The organism is Alkalibacterium sp. m-11 (genome assembly GCF_054658155.1).
On sequence record NZ_BAAGIR010000004.1, the window covers coordinates 33,600 to 58,915 of the forward strand.

At 41.3% G+C, this 25,316-nt stretch carries 21 protein-coding genes; 4 read left to right on the forward strand and 17 right to left on the reverse strand.

The features are described from left to right. Window positions 1–95 precede the first annotated feature (95 nt). The 4 genes from ACYQ2O_RS01085 to ACYQ2O_RS01100 are packed head-to-tail and all read left to right on the forward strand — an operon-like array spanning window position 96 to window position 2,860. Window positions 96–977 carry a hypothetical protein gene (locus ACYQ2O_RS01085; RefSeq protein WP_346025353.1) on the forward strand — a complete coding sequence of 294 codons (882 nt, stop codon included), beginning with the start codon at window positions 96–98 and terminating at the stop codon, window positions 975–977. Next, window positions 974–1,600, forward strand: coding sequence for a hypothetical protein (locus tag ACYQ2O_RS01090; protein ID WP_346025352.1), 627 nt, complete (start codon window positions 974–976; stop codon window positions 1,598–1,600). Before ACYQ2O_RS01085 ends, ACYQ2O_RS01090 begins: the two co-directional genes overlap by 4 nt. Beyond that, window positions 1,597–2,271 carry a hypothetical protein gene (locus ACYQ2O_RS01095; RefSeq protein ID WP_346025351.1) on the forward strand — a complete coding sequence of 225 codons (675 nt, stop codon included), beginning with the start codon at window positions 1,597–1,599 and terminating at the stop codon, window positions 2,269–2,271. The genes ACYQ2O_RS01090 and ACYQ2O_RS01095 overlap by 4 nt, the downstream gene beginning before the upstream one ends. Next, window positions 2,264–2,860: an ABC transporter ATP-binding protein gene (locus tag ACYQ2O_RS01100; protein WP_346025350.1), complete on the forward strand. Its 597-nt coding sequence runs from the start codon at window positions 2,264–2,266 to the stop codon at window positions 2,858–2,860. Before ACYQ2O_RS01095 ends, ACYQ2O_RS01100 begins: the two co-directional genes overlap by 8 nt. A 283-nt stretch (window positions 2,861–3,143) precedes the next feature. On the opposite strand, the gene ACYQ2O_RS01105 is transcribed toward ACYQ2O_RS01100, so the two are convergent. The 17 genes from ACYQ2O_RS01105 to ACYQ2O_RS01185 all read right to left on the reverse strand — a co-directional run bounded on the left by ACYQ2O_RS01105 (window position 3,144) and on the right by ACYQ2O_RS01185 (window position 24,990). Beyond that, complete coding sequence (locus tag ACYQ2O_RS01105) at window positions 3,144–4,436, reverse strand: IS30 family transposase (RefSeq protein WP_459795830.1); 1,293 nt, start codon at window positions 4,434–4,436, stop codon at window positions 3,144–3,146. A gap of 752 nt (window positions 4,437–5,188) precedes the next feature. Continuing rightward, window positions 5,189–5,566 carry a DNA cytosine methyltransferase gene (locus ACYQ2O_RS01110; protein ID WP_346025347.1) on the reverse strand — a complete coding sequence of 126 codons (378 nt, stop codon included), beginning with the start codon at window positions 5,564–5,566 and terminating at the stop codon, window positions 5,189–5,191. 350 nt (window positions 5,567–5,916) lie between these two features. After that, window positions 5,917–7,308: a 23S rRNA (uracil(1939)-C(5))-methyltransferase RlmD gene (gene rlmD / locus ACYQ2O_RS01115; protein ID WP_346025346.1), complete on the reverse strand. Its 1,392-nt coding sequence runs from the start codon at window positions 7,306–7,308 to the stop codon at window positions 5,917–5,919. Between the two features lie 89 nt (window positions 7,309–7,397). Next, complete coding sequence (locus tag ACYQ2O_RS01120; protein ID WP_346025345.1) at window positions 7,398–8,405, reverse strand: diacylglycerol kinase; 1,008 nt, start codon at window positions 8,403–8,405, stop codon at window positions 7,398–7,400. Between the two features lie 23 nt (window positions 8,406–8,428). Then, window positions 8,429–9,862, reverse strand: coding sequence for an Asp-tRNA(Asn)/Glu-tRNA(Gln) amidotransferase subunit GatB (gatB, locus tag ACYQ2O_RS01125; RefSeq protein WP_346025344.1), 1,434 nt, complete (start codon window positions 9,860–9,862; stop codon window positions 8,429–8,431). Between the two features lie 3 nt (window positions 9,863–9,865). Then, window positions 9,866–11,332: an Asp-tRNA(Asn)/Glu-tRNA(Gln) amidotransferase subunit GatA gene (gatA, locus tag ACYQ2O_RS01130; RefSeq protein ID WP_346025343.1), complete on the reverse strand. Its 1,467-nt coding sequence runs from the start codon at window positions 11,330–11,332 to the stop codon at window positions 9,866–9,868. Further along, entirely contained in the window at window positions 11,332–11,637 is a 306-nt protein-coding gene (gene gatC / locus ACYQ2O_RS01135; RefSeq protein ID WP_346025342.1) for an Asp-tRNA(Asn)/Glu-tRNA(Gln) amidotransferase subunit GatC, read from the reverse strand. The genes gatA and gatC overlap by 1 nt, the downstream gene beginning before the upstream one ends. A gap of 34 nt (window positions 11,638–11,671) precedes the next feature. Then, window positions 11,672–12,868: a CamS family sex pheromone protein gene (locus ACYQ2O_RS01140; RefSeq protein WP_346025341.1), complete on the reverse strand. Its 1,197-nt coding sequence runs from the start codon at window positions 12,866–12,868 to the stop codon at window positions 11,672–11,674. A gap of 28 nt (window positions 12,869–12,896) precedes the next feature. Beyond that, entirely contained in the window at window positions 12,897–14,909 is a 2,013-nt protein-coding gene (gene ligA / locus ACYQ2O_RS01145; RefSeq protein ID WP_346025340.1) for an NAD-dependent DNA ligase LigA, read from the reverse strand. Between the two features lie 36 nt (window positions 14,910–14,945). Next, complete coding sequence (gene pcrA / locus ACYQ2O_RS01150) at window positions 14,946–17,198, reverse strand: DNA helicase PcrA (protein WP_428830631.1); 2,253 nt, start codon at window positions 17,196–17,198, stop codon at window positions 14,946–14,948. Window positions 17,199–17,379: 181 nt separating this feature from the next. Further along, complete coding sequence (locus ACYQ2O_RS01155; protein WP_346025338.1) at window positions 17,380–18,027, reverse strand: GntR family transcriptional regulator; 648 nt, start codon at window positions 18,025–18,027, stop codon at window positions 17,380–17,382. A 12-nt stretch (window positions 18,028–18,039) separates the two neighbouring features. Then, window positions 18,040–19,158, reverse strand: coding sequence for an ATP-grasp domain-containing protein (locus ACYQ2O_RS01160; RefSeq protein ID WP_346025337.1), 1,119 nt, complete (start codon window positions 19,156–19,158; stop codon window positions 18,040–18,042). Window positions 19,159–19,176: 18 nt separating this feature from the next. Further along, window positions 19,177–19,752 (reverse strand): DUF2179 domain-containing protein, encoded by a 576-nt coding sequence (locus ACYQ2O_RS01165; RefSeq protein ID WP_346025336.1) that lies wholly within the window; start codon window positions 19,750–19,752, stop codon window positions 19,177–19,179. Window positions 19,753–20,187: 435 nt separating this feature from the next. Further along, the gene (locus ACYQ2O_RS01170; protein ID WP_459795833.1) at window positions 20,188–21,480 is read right to left on the reverse strand and encodes a hemolysin family protein; all 1,293 of its coding nucleotides are present in this window, start codon (window positions 21,478–21,480) and stop codon (window positions 20,188–20,190) included. Window positions 21,481–21,584: 104 nt separating this feature from the next. Then, complete coding sequence (pbp4, locus tag ACYQ2O_RS01175; protein WP_346025334.1) at window positions 21,585–23,648, reverse strand: penicillin-binding protein PBP4(5); 2,064 nt, start codon at window positions 23,646–23,648, stop codon at window positions 21,585–21,587. An 18-nt stretch (window positions 23,649–23,666) separates the two neighbouring features. After that, a complete protein-coding gene (locus ACYQ2O_RS01180; RefSeq protein ID WP_346025333.1) occupies window positions 23,667–24,365 on the reverse strand; it encodes a beta/alpha barrel domain-containing protein in 699 nt (232 codons plus the stop codon). 25 nt (window positions 24,366–24,390) lie between these two features. Then, window positions 24,391–24,990 (reverse strand): glycoside hydrolase family 73 protein, encoded by a 600-nt coding sequence (locus ACYQ2O_RS01185; RefSeq protein WP_346025332.1) that lies wholly within the window; start codon window positions 24,988–24,990, stop codon window positions 24,391–24,393. Window positions 24,991–25,316 lie beyond the last annotated feature (326 nt).

A 25,316-nucleotide genomic window follows, 5' to 3' on the forward strand; every position in this document is an offset into this window, starting at 1 on the left:
TTAATTTAAAAGCTTAAAAGAGCCGCATGTGAAAAAATGTGGCTTATTTCTTTGTAATTGATGATTAAATTTGTAAAGATCGTGAGGTGGTATGTGTGTGGGTCAAAATGTATAAAAAAGATTTTTTTTCTAAAAGTACGGTTATTATTCTCGTCTTACTGGTTTTAATTAGTGTCATTAGTTTTTCTTTTTCATTAGCAGAAAAAAATGAATTTAGGGCTTTACTCGGTGATACAAGTCCTGATTTAAATCAGGAAGCTCTGATTCATTTTCTAGATGGCTATACAGGAATTCGGTTTTTATTTAATTATTGGTTCAATTCTGCTGGACTTTTTGCAATTGGATTAATAACATTATATGCATGGAGTGGTGCTTTTCTAAGCCCGAGATTGCAAAATGAAAAAGACAATGGCTTTGGAAATTTGACAATGACAAGAATCCCTTTTAAAAAACGTTTAAATCAGATGTTGTTAAGTCAATCTTTTTATATTATGAGTATTGTACTCATTTCTAATCTTATTTCATTGTTACTGGCATTGATGTTCGGAGGGATGCCTACTAGAGGGGTTTTAACTGAAATGAGTGCTGGATATGAATTGACAAGGTTTCAAGTGTTTTTGGTTATTTTTATCCAAAATATTTGGATTTCACTACTGGTTATTTTTGTAAATGGTATTACACTTCTATCGAATGTGTGGATCAAAAATAAGTATCTGATTCAAGCCCTTCCTATCTTTCTTTTTGTTTTCTTACCTTATTTATTAGGTACTGTGTTAGGGAATTTAATACCTGCGACAAGTCGGCTAATAAGCCCCTTTTTTCCAGAGTTTTTAGTTACTGCTATAAATGATACCTTTAATGCTCATTTTGATATGTTATTAACGTTAAGAAGCTTTGCACCTCTATTTGTTTTTGCTTTCTTATTCTTTATTTTATATTACCTAAATATTTCCGCTCATTCGAGGAATTATTTATGAGTAGAAAATGTGGCAGAAGTACAAGTTATCTAGTTATTTTTGGTTTTATTCTTTATTTAGCTTATGATTTTTCATTAATGGATGAGCGTGCTTTTTTACCTTTTATAGATGCATACCTTAATCATTTTCAAACCTATTTTTTTGTGATTACCTTGTTGATGCTACCTTTTATTTTATTTGAATATATCCCTGTTTTAAGCATTGAGTATCGTGTAAGGCTGGGAAAGAAACTATTTCATGAGTGGTTTAGCATGATCCTATTTAATAGTTTAAAAATCAGTCTCTTCATCTTTTTGTCATTTTTGTTAAGCGGATTATTGTTTAGGTTTTCATTTATACTGAGTCTACTTTATATACACGCATTTGTTAGATTATGGACTTTTGCTTTATTTACGCAACTGTTGTTTTATATTGGATATATTTTCTTAAAGCATATCGCATTTGGTTTTTTGATCCTTATTTTTTCTAATTTTCTTTATGTAACAACTGTTATGAGCGCTCATTTCATTATGGAAACAAATTTTGATTTAGACCTTATTTCTAACTGGTTTATTGTTAGTATTTCTATCTTAGTGTATATACTGTTATTGTTTAAGTTTAAAGAAAAGGACAATTTTTTATGAAAATAAAATTACTCTTTGCGTTTTTATTTACCTGTTTTCATGTCATTTTTATTGATAGAATAAATACTTATTCCTTTGCAACGACTTTTTCCTTATTAATTCCCTTTGATATTGAAACAGGCAGTTTGAGATTAATGTCACTCTTTTTACACCTTGTCTTTTGTATCATATTTTTAGTCTATGTCCAGAAAGAATTATACATACATTTTCAATTGATAACCTACACACGAACACGAACAACTTTAAAAAAACTGGTTTTTATTCTTTCCAAAGATTTATATAAGAAGATCGTTTCTCTTTTTATGATTCAACTGGCTGTGTCATTTTTATTTTCACAAATGAGTGCCGATTCTAACATAAGAGAGGTTATCATATTAATGGTCTCCTTGCTTTTTTCGGTCTTTTTGTGGAGTGAGATTTTTATGATCTTTAAGTTAAAATCAATTGATTCAAAATTTACCTATTTAATGTTACTTACTGTTATCCTGGTATCGTATTTGGTCGTAGATTTTACAATAATCGCTCATTTATTTATCATTGGTACTTGGGCTTTGCTAGAGATGCCAATTCAGATTTTACTTTTAAAGTTATTCTCTTGGGTAGGGCTATTTGTTTTTAAAGTATTGTTTTTTAAAAAATTTGAATATTTAGGAGTCGTTAAAAATGATTAATTTAAAAGATATCAGTAAGGTTTTAAAAGGAAAAGAGGTGCTAACAAATATAAACTTAACCCTTAATCCTGGGGAAGTGACTTTACTTTATGGGCACAATGGTAGTGGTAAGACTATGCTACTTAGAATGATTTGTGGTTTAATTAGTCCAGATAAAGGAGAATTGTTACTAGACAGTTCATTCAAGTTTGGTGTAATTATTGAAAATCCAACATTTTTCTTAAACGAAACAGCTTTTTACAACTTAAATTATCTTGCTACAATTAACAAGCGAATTGGTGATAAGGATATTTTATCATGGTTAAAGATATTTAACTTATATGAAGTAAAAGATAAGCGTGTCAAATCTTTTTCACTTGGAATGAAGCAAAGGTTAGCACTTTGTCAAGCTTTTATGGAGAATCCAGATGTTTTGTTGTTGGATGAACCATTTAATGGTATTGACGATGAAAATTTAGAAATTGTTTATAACTTGTTAGAAAAAGAAAAGAAGAAAAAGAAAATAATTGTTATTGCTTCGCATGTGAAAATTCAAGTAGAAGGATTAGTTGATAAACAAATTAAAATGAGTAATGGAAAAATCGTTTGATTTGTTAAGAATATTTAATCAACTAATTTATTAAATATGTTGTCGTAAAGTTAGCTTGAATTGTAATTAAAGTTCCGTTTCAAATGAAAGCTCCGTGTTTAGTTAAGATATGGAGCTTTTTTAATGCGAAAAATGTGAAGATGTTGAGTAAATAGTTTATAATGATGGTGAAAACAGGATAAAGAAAGACACTAAAAGTACTTTCAAACGATGAGATTTTTCTTACTTGTTATGAAAGTTCCGTAACAGATGAGTGCGTTATGAGTGGTCCTGTTGGTTTTAATTAAATGGTGCTAGAGAGATTGACGTCAATTGGTGGTACAAATGACAATCGATTACACTCAAGCACCTTTTCATTTAGTAGTGATGATGCAATTTGATAAGGAGAATGATATTGTAAGGATTTTCTTGGATAGTTGTTTACTTGTAGCGAAACAGCATTTAGTTTCTTTAGTGTAAGGAAATTCATGCTCTTTCCTTTAGGAACACATTCACGAAAGTGAACATGGTTCTTCTCGCATTTTGCTTTTTGATCTGAACGACGAGCTTCACAGAAGAACACATTGATGAGTTTTTCTCCAGTAAGCAAACTAGTTTCAATGGACAATGGATCTCTAAATTCTTTGCCATTATCACCTAGAATACATTCAAAGGTGTCTCTAAACAACTCATCGCCAAGCGCTTGTTTCAGAGTGTGAAACACTTGAAGCACTTGTTCTTGGGTAATACTTTTTAATAAAAAATAGAGTTGAAGGTTAGACTTAGTATGTAGTAATGAAAGTACTGCGGATTCATTTTGTCCTTTTAGTCCTTCAATGGTATCCATTTGCCAAACATTCGCTGTAGGATAATCTAGTATAAACTGAGTAAAATCTTTGAAACTTCTACCTATAAGATAATCATAGCTGATTGGTTTTGCTTTAGGTTTGCTTGTGTAGCGTTGTTTATACGCTACTTTTCGTTTCAAATCTACATTTTTAACAGTTAGATAACCTCGATTAATATAGTCATATACTGTAGAAGCAACCGTAGATAATCCCGAGGTATGTAGAATGACTTCAATGGATTGTTTGTTTTTAACACCTTTAGAAATAATGTTATCTAGAACAGCTAATTGAGCTTCAGATAGCCTTGGACCTTGTTTATGATCAGATACATTAAACAAATATTGAGTTTGTGCATGATTTGCTTTATAAAAGAGTTTTGGTAAAGAACAGTCTTTTAATGATGCACATGCATTACAGACATGAGGGAACTGCTTCACTCTTGGACACTGTGGATACTCTTGAAAGTCATCACAGAAATCAGAACAGCGTTCCACACGACAATACTTACATTTACCAGCAACACAAAGATTACATAGTCTTGTCTTTTTGCATGAACTTTGTAAGCCACAAATATTCTTAGCATTTGCACGAACGTAAAGATAACGATGTTTCTTAATTTCTTTTGAAACTGTACGTGCATCTTTATTTACTTCAGATGCAATTGAAGAAAGCTTGGCATCTTCGTTCAAGTAAAACTCGATGATATCACGTTGCTTTTTATTTAAATGTTTGTATCCTGTTGTTTTCATAGTTTTAGTTTCCTTTCCAAACAGGACCACACAACACTATTATAGTGTAAGAAACTTTTACCGGAACTTTAACAACAAAAAAACCTCTGATCGGAACTTTCAAAAAAAATCAACGTGTCGTAAAGTTATGAGTTTTATATGAGAAATAATGCATACATAATAGATTTTCTTTGCTATTATATATGTATTTCTATGATCTAATTTCAGATTAAATTGAAATAAGTGTATGGCATTAGCTACCGCCACGGAGGAGAACAGACCGTCTTTTTGGGCTGTTCGGGGGGTGGTTGATGATGACAGAAACGGGCTTTGTAAAAGATTCTTTTTTGTCACAACTGTTTAGATTGGTATTTTCTGCTTTGATTATAAGAAGGTGTGGTTTATTTTTGAGTTTTTCTTTTTCCATTCTCAACAGAGAAGTAAAAAGTCTGGTTATTCATAGGAAAATCATTATCAACGTTTCTGTTTTGAAATGTTGTGAATTAAATAGATAGCTTTAATTTTTAGCAAATTTTCAAAACCTCTTGTATCAACTTTTTAGACCAGTATCAATTGTTGAAATTCCAAGATAAACAGCTGAGAATAAACCACCACCATTTTACACCAGACTACCACTTATCAACTCGGGTTTTATCTTCTGCACAATTGAAAAGATTGAGTGTAATAGCACGCCATAGACAAATTAGACATATCTTTTCAGTGGCTAATTTTCGGTGTGATATTTCATTCGATCAAGAACCGCAAAAAGATTTTTATTGTCGACCCTTCGGCAAGGCGAATATGTTGAATTCGTAAGTTTTGATTGCTGCAGGTTTGATATCGCTAGAAAATATGCATTTTCCTTTTAGGTCAAACTCATTAAGTGCCTGCTCAAACCCTATTCTAATTCCGCCCAAACCACAGAATAAATCTATAAATGTTATTTCGTTTGTTTCTCGTTTAAGTTCTGATTCCAATTTCTTTATCCCCATTTCAAGTAATTTTCTACATTTTTGCGAGAAGCTATTACAATCAGGCAACGGTGAATTCTCGATGAATTTTCTATCTTTGCTATTCAAATAGATTGTTACAGGTTGCTTTTTATCTCTATCGCTTTTCCTACCAGAGCCTTCTCTGTATCCTCCATGCATACTTACACCTCCATTAGGTGCTACTACTATACCACAAAAGCATTGTTTTTTCAAGTATAGCAAGTCCCGTTTTACTGATTGTTTAGATAAGCAGGTGGTTTTATATTACTAAAAAATACTTACAGTCATCTTGTCAACTTGCTCCGATTTTCACAGTAATAATATCCACTCACCATATTTTTTACAGTAATTTCGTCAACTCGCAAGGCTGAAAGTAATTCCATCTACACAACCCTACTATTTTTAGATTTTAGATATGTTCTCACAATAAAAATTTCCGTGACCTTGAACTCGACTTAAATATAAGTTCAAATCACGGAAAGCCTTTATTTACTTATCTTATTACATCCTTACTTCTCTACCCTTGACATCAATACTACCGTCTCAACGTGATATGTCTGAGGAAACATATCTACGGGCTGAACTTTTTCGACTGTGTATCCACTTTCGGATAAGATCTTCAGATCTCTGGCCAGTGTCCCAGGGTTGCAGCTGACATAGACCATTTTTTCCGGTTTCATGGTCAGTACAGCATCAATGAATTCAGGTGCCAGACCTTTTCTAGGCGGATCGACGACGATGACATCTGCACGCTTATCTGCCTTTGCCCATTCTGTAATGATGTTTTCAGCTGGTCCGACTTCGAATGAGACATTGGCTACACCGTTCGTTTCGGCGTTCAGTTTGGCGTTCTCTATTGCAGGCTCTACTATTTCCATGCCGTGTACATGTTTAGCCTGTCTAGACAAAGCTAAGGTGAGTGTCCCGATCCCACAGTAGGCATCGATCACGGTTTCATTTCCACTAAGTCCGGCAAAGTCTACGGCAGTCTGGTACAGTTTTTCTGTCTGGACTGGGTTAACCTGATAGAAGGACTGGTGTGAGATCGTAAAGGTGAAGCCCAGCAGATCGTCTTTGTAGCTGTCCTGACCGAATAACACTCGAGACTCCGTGCCAAGTATGACGTTGGTCTTTTCCGTATTGATATTCTGGATCAGGCTGACCATTTCCGGTAGAGCTCTCGTCAGTGCAGAGACGATTTCTTCTTCTCTATGGAAATCATGTGTGTTGGTTACTAGTACAACCATAAGTTCACCGCTGAAGTACCCTCTTCTGACAATGATATGACGCAGCCAGCCGGTGTGCGCCTTTTCATTGTACGGTTTGACATGGAACTTGGGCATGATGTCACGCACGGTAAGGATGGCCTGATCGATTTTCGGATCCTGGATCTTGAAGTCCTCTATCGGAATGACGTCATGACTGTTCTTACGGAAAAATCCTGTAGTCAGACGACCATCTATTTTTCTGACGGGCACCTGTGCCTTATTTCTGTACCCAAAGGGGTCGTCCATTCCAATGACTTCTTCGACAGCGATATCACTCAAATTACCAATTTTACTCAGGACTTTTTCGACCTGTTCTTTTTTAAAGTTCAGCTGTGCTGGATATGACAAATGCTGAAGAGGCATCGTACCGGTCTGTGCATAGATTTCATCTTCAATCTCTACGCGGTCCGGACTTTTTTCAATCACTTTGAGTAGCTTACCAAATCCGAAAGTCTTTTTCGTTTTGATTACTTTGAATTCTACGGTTTCTCCAACTAGAGCACCTTCGATGAATATCGGATAGTATTCTATCTTTGCGACACCCATTCCTTCATGAGTCAGATCAATAATCTCTGCTTCCAAAGTCTCGTTTTTCCTGACAGGCGTCGCTGTCTTGTTCTTATCTTTTGACATTACTCGTCTCCTTATGGTTCATTACTTATCTTCAGTATACATGTCACACAACGAAAGCGCACAGAAAATAATCTGTGCGCTTTGTGTGCTTATACTTCATCCAATTGAGAAACACCTTCAAGAAATTCACTTTCTTTTTCGATGGTCACGGCATCCCTGCTGTCGACAGTCAGATGCATTCCAGAAAGGTCAGCTACCAGTTCCATATGCTGCTGATACATGACAAATTCTGCCGGTGCATCACCACCGTACTCGCCATCGATATTGATCATCAGTGGTTTATCGACCAATGACTCGGCTTTTACTGAAGATGTCTTTGTATAGATGATTTTCGGGTGATTGACGTGCCTGCCGTCATTAATGACTAAGGTAAGTAGTCTCAGAATTTCAGCAATGTTCGTCGTTTTAACAATGATCAGCGTAAATTTGCCATCGCCCAGTTTCTTGTCAGGAGCGATTTTCTCAAATCCGCCTACTGAGTTGGTCAAGGCGACAAAAAGCATGGAAGCTGTCCCTTCATAAACACCGCCATCATAAGAAATGCTCACCGGCACTTTACCTATACGTGGAAGCAGTTCAGCTCCTTTTACAAAGTAAGCAAGGGAACCGAAAATGGACTTCATGTTTGCCGGTACATCATAGGTCACTTCGGTCAGCGATCCCGCTGCACCGATATTCATGAAATAACGTTCCTGTGAAGCGGTAATAACTTTACCGATATCCATTTTGACAAACTGATGGGTGTTGATTAACTCAGCTGCTCTGACAAAGTCGTTACGCGGAATGTTGAGTGCTCTGGCGAAGTCGTTCGTCGTCCCTGCAGGAATGACCGCCAGTTTCGGGCGTGATTCATGAGGAGCAATCCCATTGATGACTTCATTGATCGTCCCGTCTCCACCAGCAGCAATAATGAGATCGAAACCATCTTTCGTACATCGGTCCGCTTCATTTTGAGCACTTAGAGGAGTCGGGGTGGTACAGAACGCACTCGTTTCGTACCCGCATTTTTCATATACATTCAAAATCTCCGGAAGTGCTCGTTTTAATGTTTCTCTCCCGGATGTGGGATTATAAATGATCCTGGCTCGACGTCTCATGTACATCCTCTCCTTTACTCTATCTATCTTTTGTCCAGCTCTTGTTTCAATAATTTGTTGACCATTCCAGGGTTGGCCTGACCTCTTGTCTGTTTCATGACTTGCCCGACGAGGAAGCCTAATGCACGGTCTTTTCCGTTCTTATAGTCTTCGATGGACTGTTCATTTTTATCAAGTGTGTCAGTAATAATTGGAAGAAGTTTAGATGGATCACTTAACTGAACCCAGCCCTTTTCTTCTACTAAAGCTTTTACATCTGTGCTGCCGTTTGTGACAAGCTCTTTAAAGACTTTCTTGGCAATTTTAGACGAAATGGTCCCGTCAGCAATCAGGTTGATCATTTCTGCCAGTGATTCAGGCGTAAGAGCTGTATCCAGTAATTCGACCTGTTCACTGTTCAGGTAAGCCGATACTTCACCCATCAGCCAGTTCGAAGCCTGCTTAGGATCGGCACCATTATCGACCGTTCCCTGGAAGAAGTTGGACATTTCAACTGTCGCCGTCAGAACAACCGCATCGTATTCAGGTAAGTTGAACTCTTTGACATAGCGTGCCTGTCTTTCTTTAGGCATTTCCGGCAGAGAGGCTCTGACTGAATCGATCCATTCATCGCTGATGACCAGATTTGGAATATCCGGTTCAGGGAAGTAACGGTAGTCACTTGACCCTTCTTTCGTACGCATGAGGATCGTTTTGCCCGTTGACTCATCGTAACGTCTGGTTTCCTGATCCAATGCACCACCCGCATTCAGGATTTTCTCCTGACGGCTGATTTCAAAGTCCAGTCCTTTTCTGACATAAGTAAAGGAGTTCAGGTTCTTCAGTTCAGCTTTTGTTCCAAATTCTTCCTGACCGAATGGACGCAAGGAGATATTCGCATCACAGCGCATTGATCCTTCCTGCATCTTCACATCAGATACTTCAGTGAATTGAATCAGCTGTTTCAGTGTCTCCAGGTAAGCATACGCTTCTTCAGGCGAGCGCATATCTGCTTCAGAAACGATTTCGATCAGAGGTGTACCCTGACGGTTCAGATCGACATAAGATGAACCGTCCTCACCGTGCATGTTTTTTCCAGCATCTTCTTCAAGGTGTACCCGTTCGATACGGATTTTTTTCTTTTCACCTTTGACCTCGATTTCGATCCATCCGTCATATCCGATCGGCTGGTCAAATTGAGAAATCTGGTAAGCCTTAGGATTGTCTGGATAAAAATAGTTCTTACGGTCAAATTTTGTATGGGTCGCGATTTCACAGTTCAAAGCGAGTGCGGCTTTCATTCCAAACTCGATTGCTTTTTTGTTAACAACAGGAAGCACACCAGGGTGTCCCCAGTCGATAACATTTGTGTTCGTATTTGGTTCTGCACCAAAGTGAGCCGGGGATGGAGAAAACATTTTTGATTCAGTTTTCAGTTCAACGTGTACTTCAAGTCCAATTACGGGTTCTAAATTCATTCTTTATTCTCCTCCCTTGAATGCTGGTTTTTTCTTGTGGAAGTCTGTTTCTTTCTCAAATGCATAAGCGACACGATACATCATCTGCTCATCAAAATGCTTACTGATGATCTGCATACCAACCGGCATATCATTTGAAAAGCCGCAAGGGATGGAAAGTGATGGCACGCCTGCAAGGTTCACAGGAACCGTCAGAATATCAGACATGTACATAGCAAGTGTATCGTCTATTTTTCCACCGATTTCAAATGCAGTTGTCGTCGTAGTTGGTGCTACAAGCACGTCTACATCTTTAAAGACTGTATCGAAATCGTTTCTGATCAGAGTCCTCGCCTGAGCTGCTTTCTTGAAGTGCGCATCATAGAAGCCAGAACTCAAGGAGAATGTCCCAAGCATGATCCGACGTTTCACTTCAGGTCCAAATCCTTCTGAACGGGTCTTGACGTAAATGTCTTCAAGTGAGCTGACATTTTCTGAACGGTAGCCGTAACGGATCCCGTCGAAACGCTGCAGGTTACTTGAAGCTTCAGAAGAGGCGATAATATAGTAGGCTGGAACACCATAACGTGAATGAGGCAGACTGACTTCAACAATTTCCGCTCCCAGTTCTTCATAAATTTTTAGAGCCTTACGAACTGATTCTATTACACCAATTTCATGAGCGTCTTCATTGAAGTACTCTTTCGGTACACCAATACGCAAACCTTTTACACCTTTATCGATGCCATCAGTAAAGTCTGGTGTTTCTCCACTGTAAGATGTAGAGTCTTTTGGATCATGTCCACTTATTGCGTTGAGTACCAGAGCATTATCCTTAACTGTTCTAGTAAATGGACCGATCTGATCCAGACTTGAACCGAAAGCAATCAGCCCGTATCTAGAGACACGTCCGTATGTTGGTTTAACCCCGACCAGTCCAGTAAAGGCAGCCGGTTCGCGGACGGACCCACCGGTATCTGAACCGAGTGAAACAGGCACTTGACCAGCCGCTACAGCCGCAGCTGAACCACCGGATGATCCACCAGGAACTTTAGAAAGATCCCAAGGGTTACGCGTCAGTTTGAATGCAGAGTTTTCAGTGGATCCGCCCATGGCAAATTCGTCCATGTTCAGTTTCCCGACTGAGATCATTCCTGCTTCCTTCAGTTTTTCAGTTGCTGTCGCATCATAGATAGGAACGAAGTCTTCCAGCATTTTAGAAGAGGCCGTTGTGGTTACTCCTTTTGTCAAGATGTTATCTTTGATCCCAACTGGCAGTCCGCTTAACACATTATTCGGATCGATGCCTTTTTCATCTGTTTCTCTAGCAGCCTGCAGTGCTTCTTCCTTGCTGAGAGCCAGGAATGCACCGACTTGCTCATCAGTTTCTTCAATACGTCTATAGGATGCCTCAACCAGGTCGACCGCTGTCAGTTCTTTACTGACGAGTTTGTCATGCAGTTCTTCTAATGTGTAATCTAGAAAGTTCATTAAGCTTCACTCCCTCCGTTGTCAAACATTGCCGGCACTTCAATGTAGCCGTCTTTATGGGTCTTCACGTTTTTAAACAGGTCTTCTCTATCTGTCCCGCTTTCAGATTTATCTTCACGCCAGACGTTATGCTGATTCAGTCCATGATACGTGCCTTCAATGCCTTCCGTATCCAGTCCCTCCAGCTGCTCGACCATTTCGATGATACTGTCCATTTCTTTAGTAAATGTAAGAATATCCTCTTCTCCAATCTCAAGCTTAGCCAGTTTAGCAACCTGCTTTACTGTTTCTTTGTTTATTGCCATCTTGTTCATCCCTTCTTTCCACATTTGCGTGTTTTTAATTGAAAATCATTACGTAATATTCCTGGTCATCACTGTCTTTCTGAAGAAAAGCTTCCATTCCGTTCAAAGATTCCAGTCTGATTTCGACTGGAACATTTTCTGGCAGATAATTGATTGCTGCTTCATTGACAAATTGAGTAAAGGCAATGATTTCACCTTTCCCATAAAACTGAGTCATGACATTGATCTCTAAATGAACCAGCTGCTCCTCTATATAGTGACTGACACCTGTAATTCCGCTGACATTAGGGAAGAACCCTTCTACTTCAGAGCGGAAATTAGCAAAACTGTTTCCTTCCGCACTCTGCATGCCTTCCAGCGGGAAGACAAGCCGATTTTCATTGATACGATTCCAGCTGTTTACAGAATCGCTGCCACTATCGCTTAATCCTTCAGCGAAATACGTTCCTGGTGCCAAGCTGTCTCGTCTGGACTGCTCAAATAAAGCTACCATGATCGGGACATCGGCCAGTTCTTCCATTTCTCTTAAGTAAGAAACGATCTTATCCGCCATGACCTGTCCTTCTTCAAGCAGCTCATCCAGAGGAATAATCTGTTCCTGATCTCTATTATCACCGTAGTAGTCCACAGAGTTCATTGCAAGACCAATGCTGATGCCGGCCAGTTTAAGGCCATCATCTGTTTGTTCATAAAAGTTATGTTCTAGAATAGAACTTAAATATATGGGATTCCGCTCTTGTGAATCTGCTCCGGAATTGTCTTCGGGATTCAAGCCGAGGTCTTCACTTGCTTCTTCTGTTGTTTCTTCGTTATCCTCATCTTCTTCAACAGGCTCCTGTCTTCTCAGCCAGCTGTTAATGGTTGCGGATGGGATAAATTGTCCTTCCTGGAAAAAATGATCACTCGTTGGAAAATAACGCTGAGCATGACGCATCAAGTCACTTTCGAAAGTTCTCATATTCAAATTGGAATTCAGTCGACGAGTAATCCCTCTCGACTGGCTCGGAGCGTAAGTTCCGTCTTCTCTGACAACAGGACGGTAATATTCAGAATCAATCTGTACTTCTACAATGGATGACTCTTCATCTTGTCCGTCAGCTTCACCTTCTTCAGATATTTCACCATTTTCAGCAAGTGGCTGATTTGGATCGACAGGATCCGGAAAGAATCCACAGGCAGACAGAAACAAAGCACTTGTCAGCAGCATGCCTATTAGCCGTTTATTTTTCACTGACTTCCACTCTCTTTTCTTTTCATTTTTAAATCTCCTCTATTACTGTTGTTTCATCGATAATCGGCACATCCAGACTTTCAGCCTTTGTCAGCTTGCTTCCAGCCTCTTCTCCAGCAATCAGGTAATCTGTATTTTTCGATACACTGCCGGTTACCTTTGCACCTAATTCGATCAGTTTTTCCTTTAACTCGTTTCGTGTAAAGTGTTCCAGCTTTCCTGTAATGACAACTGTTTTATCAGCAAACATGGAATCTGTTTTTACTTCTTTTTGTTTGATCCCTGTATAAGTCATACTTACTTCAGCTTTTTTGAGCTTGTCGATCAGGTCTTCTGCTTCTTCCAGCTCAAAAAACGAATGGATACTGTCTGCTATTTTTTCACCGATGCCTTCGATAGCTCTGATGGATTCCAATGACGCCGCCTTCAGATGATCGATCGATTCAAATTCTTCAGCCAGCAGTCGGGCTGCTTTAGATCCGACATGTCTGATTCCGAGTCCGAATATTAGTCGTTCAAGTGAATTGGACCTTGAAGCGTCAATGGCTTTAAGCATGTTGTCCGCTGATTTATCAGCAATTTTGTCCAGTTCAAGCAGTGCTTCTTTTTCAAGATAATACAAATCGGCTACGTCTTTGACCAAGCCTTTTTCGTAAAGCTGACTCACCACTCGTTCTCCCAGTCCATCTATATTCATAGCATTCCTGGAAACAAAATGGCTCAGTCGTTCTTTAGCCTGCGCACTGCAGGAAGGATTCATACATCTGAGGGCTACTTCGTCCTCAAGATGCATCAATTCGCTGTCACAGGCCGGACAATGTGTTGGAAAGACATAAGGCTCACTGTCCTCACTTCTCTCGTCCACATCTACTTTAATGACTTCGGGAATGATGTCTCCCGCTTTTCTGACCACTGCTGTGTCACCTAGTCTGATATCCTTTTCGATCATGAGATCGATGTTGTGCAGACTGGCTCTCTGAACAGTTGTCCCTGCCAGCTGAACCGGATCCATGATTGCTGTAGGTGTCACGACTCCAGTCCGGCCGACAGACCACACCACTTCACGAATCGTCGTACGGGCTTCCTCTGCCGGAAATTTATAAGCTATAGCCCAGCGTGGGGCTTTGACTGTATAGCCGGCTTTTTCCTGATTGACCAGTTCATTGACCTTGATCACGATCCCATCGATTTCATAGGGAAGTGATGTCCGTTTTTCCTGATAGTCTTCAATGAATGACCATACGTCACTCATCGAATCGAAAACTTTTCGCTCAGGATTGGTCTTCAGACCGAGCTGGTCAAGCATCGTTAATGCAGCATCCTGTGTGTCGACCGGCTGTTCCGATACGTTAGTCAGGGCGTATAAAAATACGCTGAGATTTCTTGACGCCGTAACTTTCGGGTCAAGATTTCTCAATGTGCCTGCAGCAGCATTACGGGGATTGGCAAAGACAGCCTCGCCCTGTTCTTCTCTTTTTTCATTTAATGCAATAAATGATGATTTCGGCATGTAGATTTCGCCTCTGGCTTCAAGCGTCAGGGGCTTTTTCAGTGTCAACGGAATCGATTTTATTGTCCGTACATTAGCCGTGACATTTTCACCCACAGTTCCGTCTCCACGCGTAACTGCCTGCTGAAGTTTGCCGTTCACGTATTTCAGCGAAACAGCCAGTCCGTCGATCTTCAGCTCACAGTGATAAGAATAAGGGGCATCTACTAGTTGAGCGACACGCCGGTCAAAGGCCATCAGCTCGTCTTCTGAAAATGCATTGTCAAGACTGAGCATAGGGGTGTCGTGAGCAACTTTTTCGAACCCTTCCAGCAATGTTCCACCTACCCTTTGAGTAGGAGAATTGTTCTGTATAAGTTCCGGGTAAGCCTCTTCCAGCTCAACCAGTTCGCGGTACAGCTTATCATATTCCTCATCAGGGATGGTTGGCTGATCCAGCACATAATATTCATGACTGTACTGATCCAGTTTGCTGACCAGTTCATCTACACGTATCTTGGCCTGGTCGAAAGATTTCTCATGAGACACCATGCTGATCCTTCTTTCTCTTATTGTATTTATATTACATTATACTTTCTCGATCGGGGCAAAACTGGCCAGAAGCGGCTTTATCCCGATACCTGGAAAAGCGATATCCAGCTGCAGGTCGTCTCCTTTTCCGCTGACCTTCACAACGGTACCGTCACCCCACACCTTGTGCTTCGCCTTGTCTCCAACGGTCCACTCCAGTTTTTCAGCTCCGCTGTTTCCAGTCGGATGCGATGAAATTTTCGGTGGCCTTGCACGTTTTGCAGTTTTAGCAAACGGATCATTGGCACTACCTCCAAATCCCTTGTACATGCCATTGGAGAAAGGACGGATCGTGTTTGATTCTTCACGCTCAACAGCTTCCGCATCGATTTCATCCAGAAAACGGGAAGCTCTATTTGACTGGACACGTCCGTAAAGCGTACGTGTTGATGCATTCGTCAGATAAAGTTTTTCTTCTGCACGAGTGATACCGACATAAGCCAGTCGTCTCTCTTCTTCCATTTCTTCTTCCTCCATCTCTGCTCTGGATAGCGGGAACAGCCCCTCTTCCATCCCGATCAGGAAGACGATCGGAAATTCAAGTCCTTTTGCTGCATGTAAAGTCATCAATGTCAGTTCACTAGTCGGTTCTTCTTCCAGATTATCAAGATCGGAAATAAGTGACAGGTCAGTCAGGAAGTCGATCAGGCTTTTTTCCTCCTGGTCCGATTCGTCATACTGATTAGTAACGGTCAGGAATTCCTGAATATTTTCTACCCGTGTTTCAGCTTCAAGTGTCCGCTCTTTCTTCAAAGTAGGCAGATACTCAGACTTATCCAGCACTTCTTGTGTCAGTTCTGTAATCGACAGAAACTCAGACATTTTGCGGAAATCCTGAATCATCATGGCAAAGCTTTCGACCTTTTTAGCGGCACGTGCCGGCAAGTTGATACTCGTCGCATTGAGCGCAGCATCGTACAGGCTCCAGCCCATTTCTTCCGCAGCAGCTGCCAGCTTGTCGACAGTCGTATTTCCGATGCCTCTTTTTGGTTCGTTGACCACTCTAGCAAAGCTCAAGTTATCTTTAGGGTTCGCGATCAGGGTCAAGTAAGCCAATGTGTCCTTGATTTCTTTACGGTCATAGAATTTATGTCCACCGACCATTTTATATGGGATATTCGTCTTGATCAGCGTTTCTTCCATTACACGTGACTGAGCATTTGTCCTGTACAGCACAGCAAAGTCCCCGTATTCTTTAGTCGGGTCACTTTCCATTTCTTTCTGAATCTGCTGAACGACGTATCTTGATTCTTCGTGTTCATTTCCGCCTCGGTAATAGACTACTTTGTCTCCACCGGCATTGTCTGTCCAGAGGTTCTTCTTCTTACGATTCAAGTTGTTGGATATGACTGCGTTCGCAGCTTTCAGAATGGTCTGTGTCGAGCGGTAGTTCTGTTCGAGCAGAACGACTTTCGCATCCGAGTAGTCCCGTTCAAAGTTCATGATATTTTCCATATCCGCTCCACGCCAGCCATAGATGCTCTGGTCCGCATCACCTACGACACATAAGTTACGCAGTCGACTAGCCAGGAGGTTGACGAGCTTGTACTGAGCATGGTTGGTATCCTGATACTCATCCACGTGGATATACTGGAATTTACTCTGATAATATTCAAGAACATCCTTATGCTCCTCGAACAGTCTGACAGTCAGCATGATCAGATCGTCAAAGTCGACCGTTTCTGACTGTCTCAGTTCTCTCTGATAATGAGTATAGCAGTCAGCAACTATTTTGCCGAAATAGTCGTGCGCTTCGTTGCTAAATGCTGCTGCATCCTGCAGCTTGTTCTTAGCGTTGCTTATTTCTCCAAGAATCGCTCTCGGATTGTATTTCTTCGGATCGATATTCAGTCGTTTAAGTATTTTCTTCATCAATGTGAGCTGTTCAGCTGGGTCAGCTATCGTGAACGATGAACTGTAGCCGATGCGGTCGATTTCTCTTCTTAAAATCCGTACACACATCGAATGGAAAGTCGAAACCCACACTTCGCTTCCGCCATGCTCGACCAGCTTGATTACTCTGCTTTTCATCTCCGACGCTGCCTTGTTCGTGAAAGTGATAGCCAGGATATTCCATGGACTGACGCCTTTTTCCTGAATCAGATAAGAGATGCGGTGGGTCAGTACTCGTGTCTTACCCGATCCTGCTCCTGCCATGATCAGTAAAGGTCCGTCAGTATGCTTGACTGCCTCTTTTTGCTTGGGGTTCATACCTGTTAATATATCGTCTCGCAGTACCACTTTCTTCATCCTTTCAAGTCTTCATACATTGTCTTATTATACAGAAAACCAGGGGCTCTTTCCACACCTCTATCATAGAGTTTGGACTTTCGTCATGTGGTGTTCGCCCCGTGGCAGCACAAAATCCCTTTGCCCGGCATATCCTGTCGGTTAAAGGGATTTTGTGCTTGCTCATGTATGGTGATTTAATTTAGTCAATGCCCTGAATCAAGTTGATCAGAAGCTGGTTGAGTAGAATCCTTACTTCTCGTCTTGCATAAACATAATTGTTTTCTCCAAGCAAATCTGAAATATTCTGATAGTGGGACAGTTTCACTTGACGACTTTCGTTCAATATCATCCGGGCATGACCATCAGCGCCATAAATCGAATGAAGAGTCTGGAGAATCGAGTGATTCATATATAGATTGTCGTGATTTTCCAGGACAGTCTTCCAGAACAGATTTTCCAGCTGTTCAAATTCTCCAGTTTTAGACTTTATAGTCTTTCGCATCTTTTCTGTCAGTATGGAAAAACGTCTGTGAGACAAATCTGTTTCAGACCGTTCCATGCTATATAGGACATGCTGAAACAAAGTCTCCAGATAATATAATCTGTCTTTCAAACCTTTCAAATCAATAGCGGTCTGCGCGACAAACACCCCTTTATTAGGAAGAATACTCACAAAACCTTCTTCTTCCAGACGTAAAAAGGCATTCCTGATAGGCGTGCGACTAACTTCAAGTACATCTGCGATTTCAAGTTCCTTGATCTGTCGTCCCTCAAGCCACTGGCTGGTCGTAATCTGATTTTTTATAAAATCATATGCTTTTTCTTCAACTTTTCTTCTTCGTACCATAAGCCCGTCCTCTTACTCAACAAATTCTCTTAATGTGTCTAGTGTGTCTCCTATATTGTCAGTTTCAATAGTTATATGGCCGCACTCATCAGTTGATGAGCTTCCCCTGTTATCATAAAATGTGTACTGCCAGTCCGGCTTGACTTGTGCCAATGTATAAGCTGACTGAAGATGCTTCTGCTTCACTGACTGCATGATGATTGCCCGGTCAACTGAGGTATCGATTCGCAGCGGCCATCCTGTTACAGCTTTAATGTGTGCATCGTATTGAGAGAAATTCAAGTAATTGAATGTATAATGGCATCCCCGATGTGGGTGTGCGACAATTTCATTGACATACAGTGCGCCACTTTCAATGCTGAACAGCTCAACGGCTATCACTCCTGTGAAGTCCAGCTGTTCGGCAATACTTATGCCGATACGTTCAACTTCTTTTGCAATATCATCACTTATCCGTGCAGGAGCAATTGAATGGTTAAATTCATTTCGTACGTATCTCAGTTCACACACCGGGTAAGTAGACAGTCTGCCCTCCTTGTCTTTGAGGATCCCCAGGCAGAGCTCCTTGTCGGCTGGAATCCATGCTTCAAGCACACACGTTCCATGTTTAAGAAACGGTTCTGCTGAGTCAATGTCACTTTCATCATAAAGGATCAGATGATCCTTGAACCGCTCATCAGCACTGTTTGCTTTAAGTACACACGGAAAGCCGATTCCATTGATGGCTTCTCTTATATCATCGAGCGAGACGATTGTAGCATAAGGTGCGATATTTACGCGCGCTGACTCCAGGAATGCCTTCTGCAGCATCCGATCCTGAGAAACAGATAGGATCTCTTCACCTTGAGGCACCGGAACAGCTCTCATCATCTTTCTAATTGCATCATTGTGGATAATTTCTGATTCATAGATAACTACATTGCTTTTCATTGCAAAATCGAGCAGTGCTTTCTCATCATTCAAATCAGCTTTCAAAAACCAGTCTGAAGCTGATTTTGCCAGACAGTCTGCATCCGGATCGATCAGTCCGACTGTATATCCAAGCTTTTTGGCTGACAAAGCAAGCAGTCTTGCTACACTTCCTCCACCTATTATTCCGATCGTACTTCCCGGTCGAACCCAGTTACTCATGTCACTTCACTCCAATTCTTACTCTTCAACGAACGGACTTTCCTGTGGATTATTCTTCACTTGAGCTTTATTATTTTTCATGCGTTTTGTCCAGAATCCGCCATTGATATACTTAGGTTCGTAAGATATAACAAACGCCTTCGGTTCAATTTCATGAATCAGCTTGTACAAGCCTCTTTCGTTGGAACGCGGAGTGAGGATTTCCAGAACAAACCGGTTGCCTTCAGGTCCGTAGGCTTGAGAAATCGTCACGCCATACCCGTTCCCGCGAATTTCTTCAGCGACATCCCAGCCATTCTCAGGTACGATAGTCGTGACGAGAATATAGCCTAGAGCCAATTTATCTTCTATTTTCATACCAGCATAAATACCAGCTCCGAATCCTACTGCATAGACAATGACATTGAATACATTATCCAGATTGTCCAGCACTAGTCCGAGCCCTACAACATATATGGCAACTTCAATCATGGCTACGAAAGGAGCCACTGACTGGCACCCTTTCATTGTCAGCATCAGTCTCACCGTGCTTAAAGTGACATATACGACATTGATGATAAATATTGCTGCAAGTATTCCCCAATTTAATCCCACTAATCGATTCCCTTTCTGCTTGTGATAATAAGAAAAGCTTCGAGTGCCGTTCAGCCTCGAAAAGAAAATACCTTAGTATCTGTTCGAGCTTCAGCTCTTACAGATATACTTGAGATCAACCGAGCGATAGCGAGTAGATGAAATTTAACCCCGAATTGCTGTGACTCTAGCATTTCCAATGCGTAGAGACAGAGTATCCGGCAGAAGAGCTTCCTGCCCAATGGGTTAATTTATCTTTTTCTCGAGAGGCTGGCACTTTAAGCTAGACACGCAATTAATCTTAACCTTTACAAATTAATAAGAATAGAGGCCAAGACAGCGAATCTGTCTCAGCCTGTTTCAAAGAGTACAGGTGAACGATCCCCTTATGACTCTTCTTCTGCTCCATTTGAATGTTGAGCATCTTCTGTTTCAGTTAATTTTTCAATGATCAGACTACTGATCCTTGATCCTTGATCCTTCCATCTTATCTACAGTCAGACGGAGCTGCTGTACTTCGATATAAGCCGACTCTTCTTCATCTGGAATACTGCCGTACTCTGTGATGAAATATCCTGCAATCGTGTCTACATCCTCAGAGTCGATGGTAGTGTCAAAGAACTCATTAAATTCATCAAGTGGTGTAGCTCCATCTACACTATAATGAATCTCGTCTATTTCTTCAATTAAATTGTTTGACTCATCATACTCATCATCAATTTCTCCAACGATTTCTTCCAGCAGATCTTCAAGAGTAACGATCCCGACAACACCACCATATTCATCGTTCAATATTGCCATCTGATTCTGTGTGCGTTTCATCTGAAAAATAAGATCGTCAATGTAAATCGTTTCAGGAACAAACAGCGGCTCGTTACTGATGGACTTTAAGTCGATCGAATAGAGGGGCTGGTTTTTCGATTCCTTAAGCAGATTCTTGACGTGAACGATACCCAATATGTTGTCTTTGTCTTCAAAGTACAACGGGACCCGCGAATGAGGGGTTTCAAGCATTTTCTGAATATTCTCCTCGTTCGGATCATCATAATCAAGCATGAATGCATCCGTTCTTGGCACCATTACCTCGCGGGCGATTTTATTATCCAGTGACAGAACACCCTTCAGCATTGAAAACTCATCAATATCGATGACTTCATGCTGATGACTGTGTTCAAGAAATGATCGGAATTCGTCTCTGGTGATAGCTTTCTCGTTCATTTTGAAGTTAATCGGCAGGAAGCGTTTAAGGCCTCTCAAGCTAAGATCCATCACCCATACAACAGGTCGCGTCACTGTACGCAGGACATAGACCATACCCGATAGTGCCATGGCTGTCTGGTCAGGATTCTGAGCAGCAATCGCTTTTGGCAGCTTGTCTCCCAGAAGAATAACGATTGGAGTCATGATCAGAGAACTGAACAGGACTCCAGTAGCCAGATTCTCAGTAAATGGAAAATCTGCTGCTGTGAAAATCAGACTCACAAAGTAGACAGCTGCTCCACTGATCAGTAAAGATGAGAGCATCAGGCCCACCTGAATAGTAGTCAGAAAAGCATCCGCCTGATCCAGTATTTTAAGGACGCGATTTGCTTTTTTATTGCCTTCTAAAGAACGCTCAATCATTTTATTGGGATTGATCGAAACAATTGCTATTTCAGCTGCAGACAGTATGCCGTGAACTGCAATCAGACTGATGATGATTATTATTGGCCCAATAAAGGGCTGTATACTCCAAGGGTCACTATTCATAACTTCTCCTTTGTTATTAAAAACCTTTCATACAAAAAACACAGTCAATATATCATATACACATCAGGGATACAACAAGTATTTCATCTTGTCACGAAACTGCCTTAATTGACGGCATAATCTGATATAGAGGGTTTGAGATTATCAAGGAATGTGTCAAACCGGTCAATGACATCTCCACTTCTCTGTCCTTCAAGAAAACCAACGAACGAGTAGGTCTGATCATCTGCATCAAACACATATAAAAAGCCGTTTGTATCGTTTCCTTCTTCTCCAGCGACTTCTGCTGTCCCTGTTTTTGCTCCTGTAGAGTGGCTCACATTCTGAAGTCCACGAGCTGTTCCATTAGGATGCATTACACTCTCTATCAGACCATCCCTTACAATACTGACAGATTCATCAGTGAACAGCTGATCACTATTTTCTCTCTGTTCATTTAACAGAACTGTCGGATAGGTCAGCCGCCCGTTGTTGACGACCGGTGAATAGAATACCAGCTGATGAATGAGGTTCATCAGGACTTGTCCCTGTCCATATGCTGTGTCAGCAAGAAGCGTTTCACCGTCAATGGTATCATCGTTAGCAAACTGTGCTGGTGTCATGTCAAAAGGAAGATCAAGGTTATCTCCAAAGGGGAGTTGATTTAGTGACTCAGTGAAGGCCTCTTCCCCCATATCCAGAGCTTCCATGGCAAAGTAAATGTTATCAGAATAAATTAGAGCTGTTGCGAGGTCGACATCGCTCACACTTTCACTGACTCTCGTAATGCTGTGATTTCCAAAACCTGGAAGATCAGGTGACCACTGCAGGCCTTCGATCCGGTTTGTTTCATCAGGATCGATTCCGCCGTCATCCAGAAGAATAAGAGAGGACAGGATTTTAAAGGTCGATCCGGGAGCGTATCGACTTGTATAGCGATTTACAAAAGGAGTGTTTTCATCATCCATGTAGCCAGAATATTCTTCAGCAGAAATACCTCTCGTGAAGGACTGCGGACTGTATGATGGTGCACTGACTAGAGCCAGCAGCTCACCTGTCAATGGATGCATAACCGCTCCTGCACCCGGTTCATTCTCAAATGAATCGAAGAGGTCTCTTTGAACATCACTGTCTATTGTCAGACGAACGGACTGTCCATTTTGTCGCTCGTTTTCTATGATGACTTCTTTTACTTCGTCACTGGTATCTACTATTGAAATCTTGCCTCCAGTATGTCCTCTGAGCTGAGAGTCAAAGACGGCTTCAAGGCCGGCTTTCCCTACGATCTGTCCGGATGCCAGGGTCGGATCTTCCTGAATGTCTTCAGCCGTCACTTCACCGATATAGCCAACGAGGTGCGCAGCTGCTTCATTTAAAGGATAGACTCTTTCACTGGTACGCTGATACCTTACCCCAGTCACTTCCGGAGTCTCACCTTCCTCAACTACTGTGAACGGCACTAGACTTTCATCTGTCACCCATGCCTGATTCAGCAGGTTCTCAAGATGGTCGACACTGACATCGAATGTCTCGCTGATTATGTCGAGATTAGTCGCTCGCTGGTCCCCTTCTCCAAGAGATGCCGGATACAAGCCAGCCTGATAGGCATCTCCTTCTCCAGCAAGAAGATTGCCATGCCGGTCATAGATCGATCCTCTATCAGGTTCTGTAAAGGACACACGTACGCTGTCCCCTTCTTCCATGCCGGGCAGTATAAGCGAGGGGGCCCACTCAAGTGTTATGTCGTCTTCCGTTTCCTGAATGACTGTCTCATATCTCAAGTCATCCAGACGCCCTAAGACGGTGTCCATGCGAAGCGTGTAAGTCAGTCTATACTGATCTGCTTCTTCATCTAGGAGAATCTCCTGATCCATAACAGCCAGATCATTTGCACCGATCCCCTGAAAAATCGTTTCATAGCGCTCGGCAAGTTCTTCTTCAGTATAATCAGATTCAGATACCGATTGAATTGATAATGTGGAAACAAAAGTATCAAAGTCGGATGCTGTTTTTGCTGTCAGGTAAGAGTCGACTGCAGCCTCCACGTCTTCCTGACGCTGTATCGCCCGCTGCTCTTCTCGCCAGTTTGTATAGACGATCCATCCTCCGACAGCCATAACGGTTCCGACTGCAATCCAGATCGATCGTCTGGTATTCCTGTTCTTTGGTGTTCTTCTGCTATTATTCAACTCAGCAACTCCTTCAAATCAGATTAGTTTTTCTTCTTCAAATCGGTCTTTTTCTCTTTCTCTGTAATCCATCATCTTGCGGCTGAACAGCTCACCATTTGATGGTGGCGTATAGGTTATTGCATTAGCTCCGGCATCGATGGTTTCGAGGATACTTTCATTTGTCGGACCGCCTGTCGCAATGATCGGAATGTCCGGATAAGCTTCTCTTAATTTTCTTACTATCTTGCTTGTTTTTGACGCACCGGATACATTGATGATGTCCACTCCAGCCTTGATTTTCTCTTCAATGTCCGTATACTCAGATACAACTGTAAGTATGATTGGAATGTCGATCACTTCGTTGATTTTCTCAATCGTATCAGTCGGTGTCGGAGCATTGATGACGACCGCTTTACATCCATGAGACTCGGCAAAGAGAGCCATATTAGCTGATCGGATCCCTTGGGTGGTTCCACCGGCTATGCCTGCCATGACGGGTATGGTTGAAACAGATGTAATAGCTTCAATAATCGCAGGATGCGGTGTAAACGGATAGACTGCCATGATCGCATCAGCATCGTTGTTCATGATCAGGGCAATGTCTGTAGTGAACATCAGAGCCTTGAATCGTTTCCCGTTGATCAGGATACCGCTCGATTTTCTGATGACTTCCGGTACTGCGATATAATCTTTGAATAAGTGCGTACGAACTTGCGGATATTTTTTGTCTGTCATAGTATTCCCTCTTTACTATATAATTTTAACGATCATACTGATCAAGATTGTATAATTCGACAATTTCTATCAGTTTGTCAGGATAGGTCGGATCGGTCGCATACCCTGATTTTTTCAGCGCATATGCAGCTTCTCTGTATGTGTCTGCTTCGATCACAGGCCTGTAGAGATCCGGGTTCCAGTTTGTACCCCCGGCAATAAGTTCCGCGTAATCCTCCACTGATTCCTGAAGTGAGTCGTAACTTCTGAATGAGGCCTGGATTTCTACCCAGTCATCTTCATACTCAAGTGTGGCATAAGCTGGCTGGCTTGAAGACCCTTTGATACCGAAATAATTCTGTTCGTTTAAAGCCAGTCCGCTTTGTCCCCAGTTTGATTCAACTATGGCCTGAGCAATGGTGATACTGGGCCAGATCCCGTGAGTTTCCTGCAGAGGCACAGCATATGCTGCCACTGTTTGAATAAACTCTGTTCTGTCTCCAGCAAATCCTTCGCTCTGTTCATCAGTCTGACTGCTATCGATCGAAGAAGCCAGTATGGCTAGAGTGCCTGTAAAGGTCAGAATGATCAGAACCGACCGTTGAAGCAAACTGGTTCGCTTGCGTTTACTTTTTTTCTTTACCACAATCGCTTCTCCTTTATCTCATTCTGCTTCCAGATCCTGTTTTTCAGCAATCGAATACATAAGTGGCCATCACGTCGTGAGTTAGGCTTGTATCAAATTTACTGCCAATACTCGTCCCCTCAATACTTCCAGTTTATTTTACCATAAGTTGTTTTAAGTCGATAGTAAGTGCAGAAGATTATCCTCCTCATTAAATGAAGAGACACCTAGGAAACTATAGATGCTCTATATAAGTGGATTTAGGGTTTTCTCTTTTGAGTTTTCCCTCCACTTATTTTCTTTTTTTAAATTTTTTCACATTTTTATGCTTATTACTTGACTTTTGG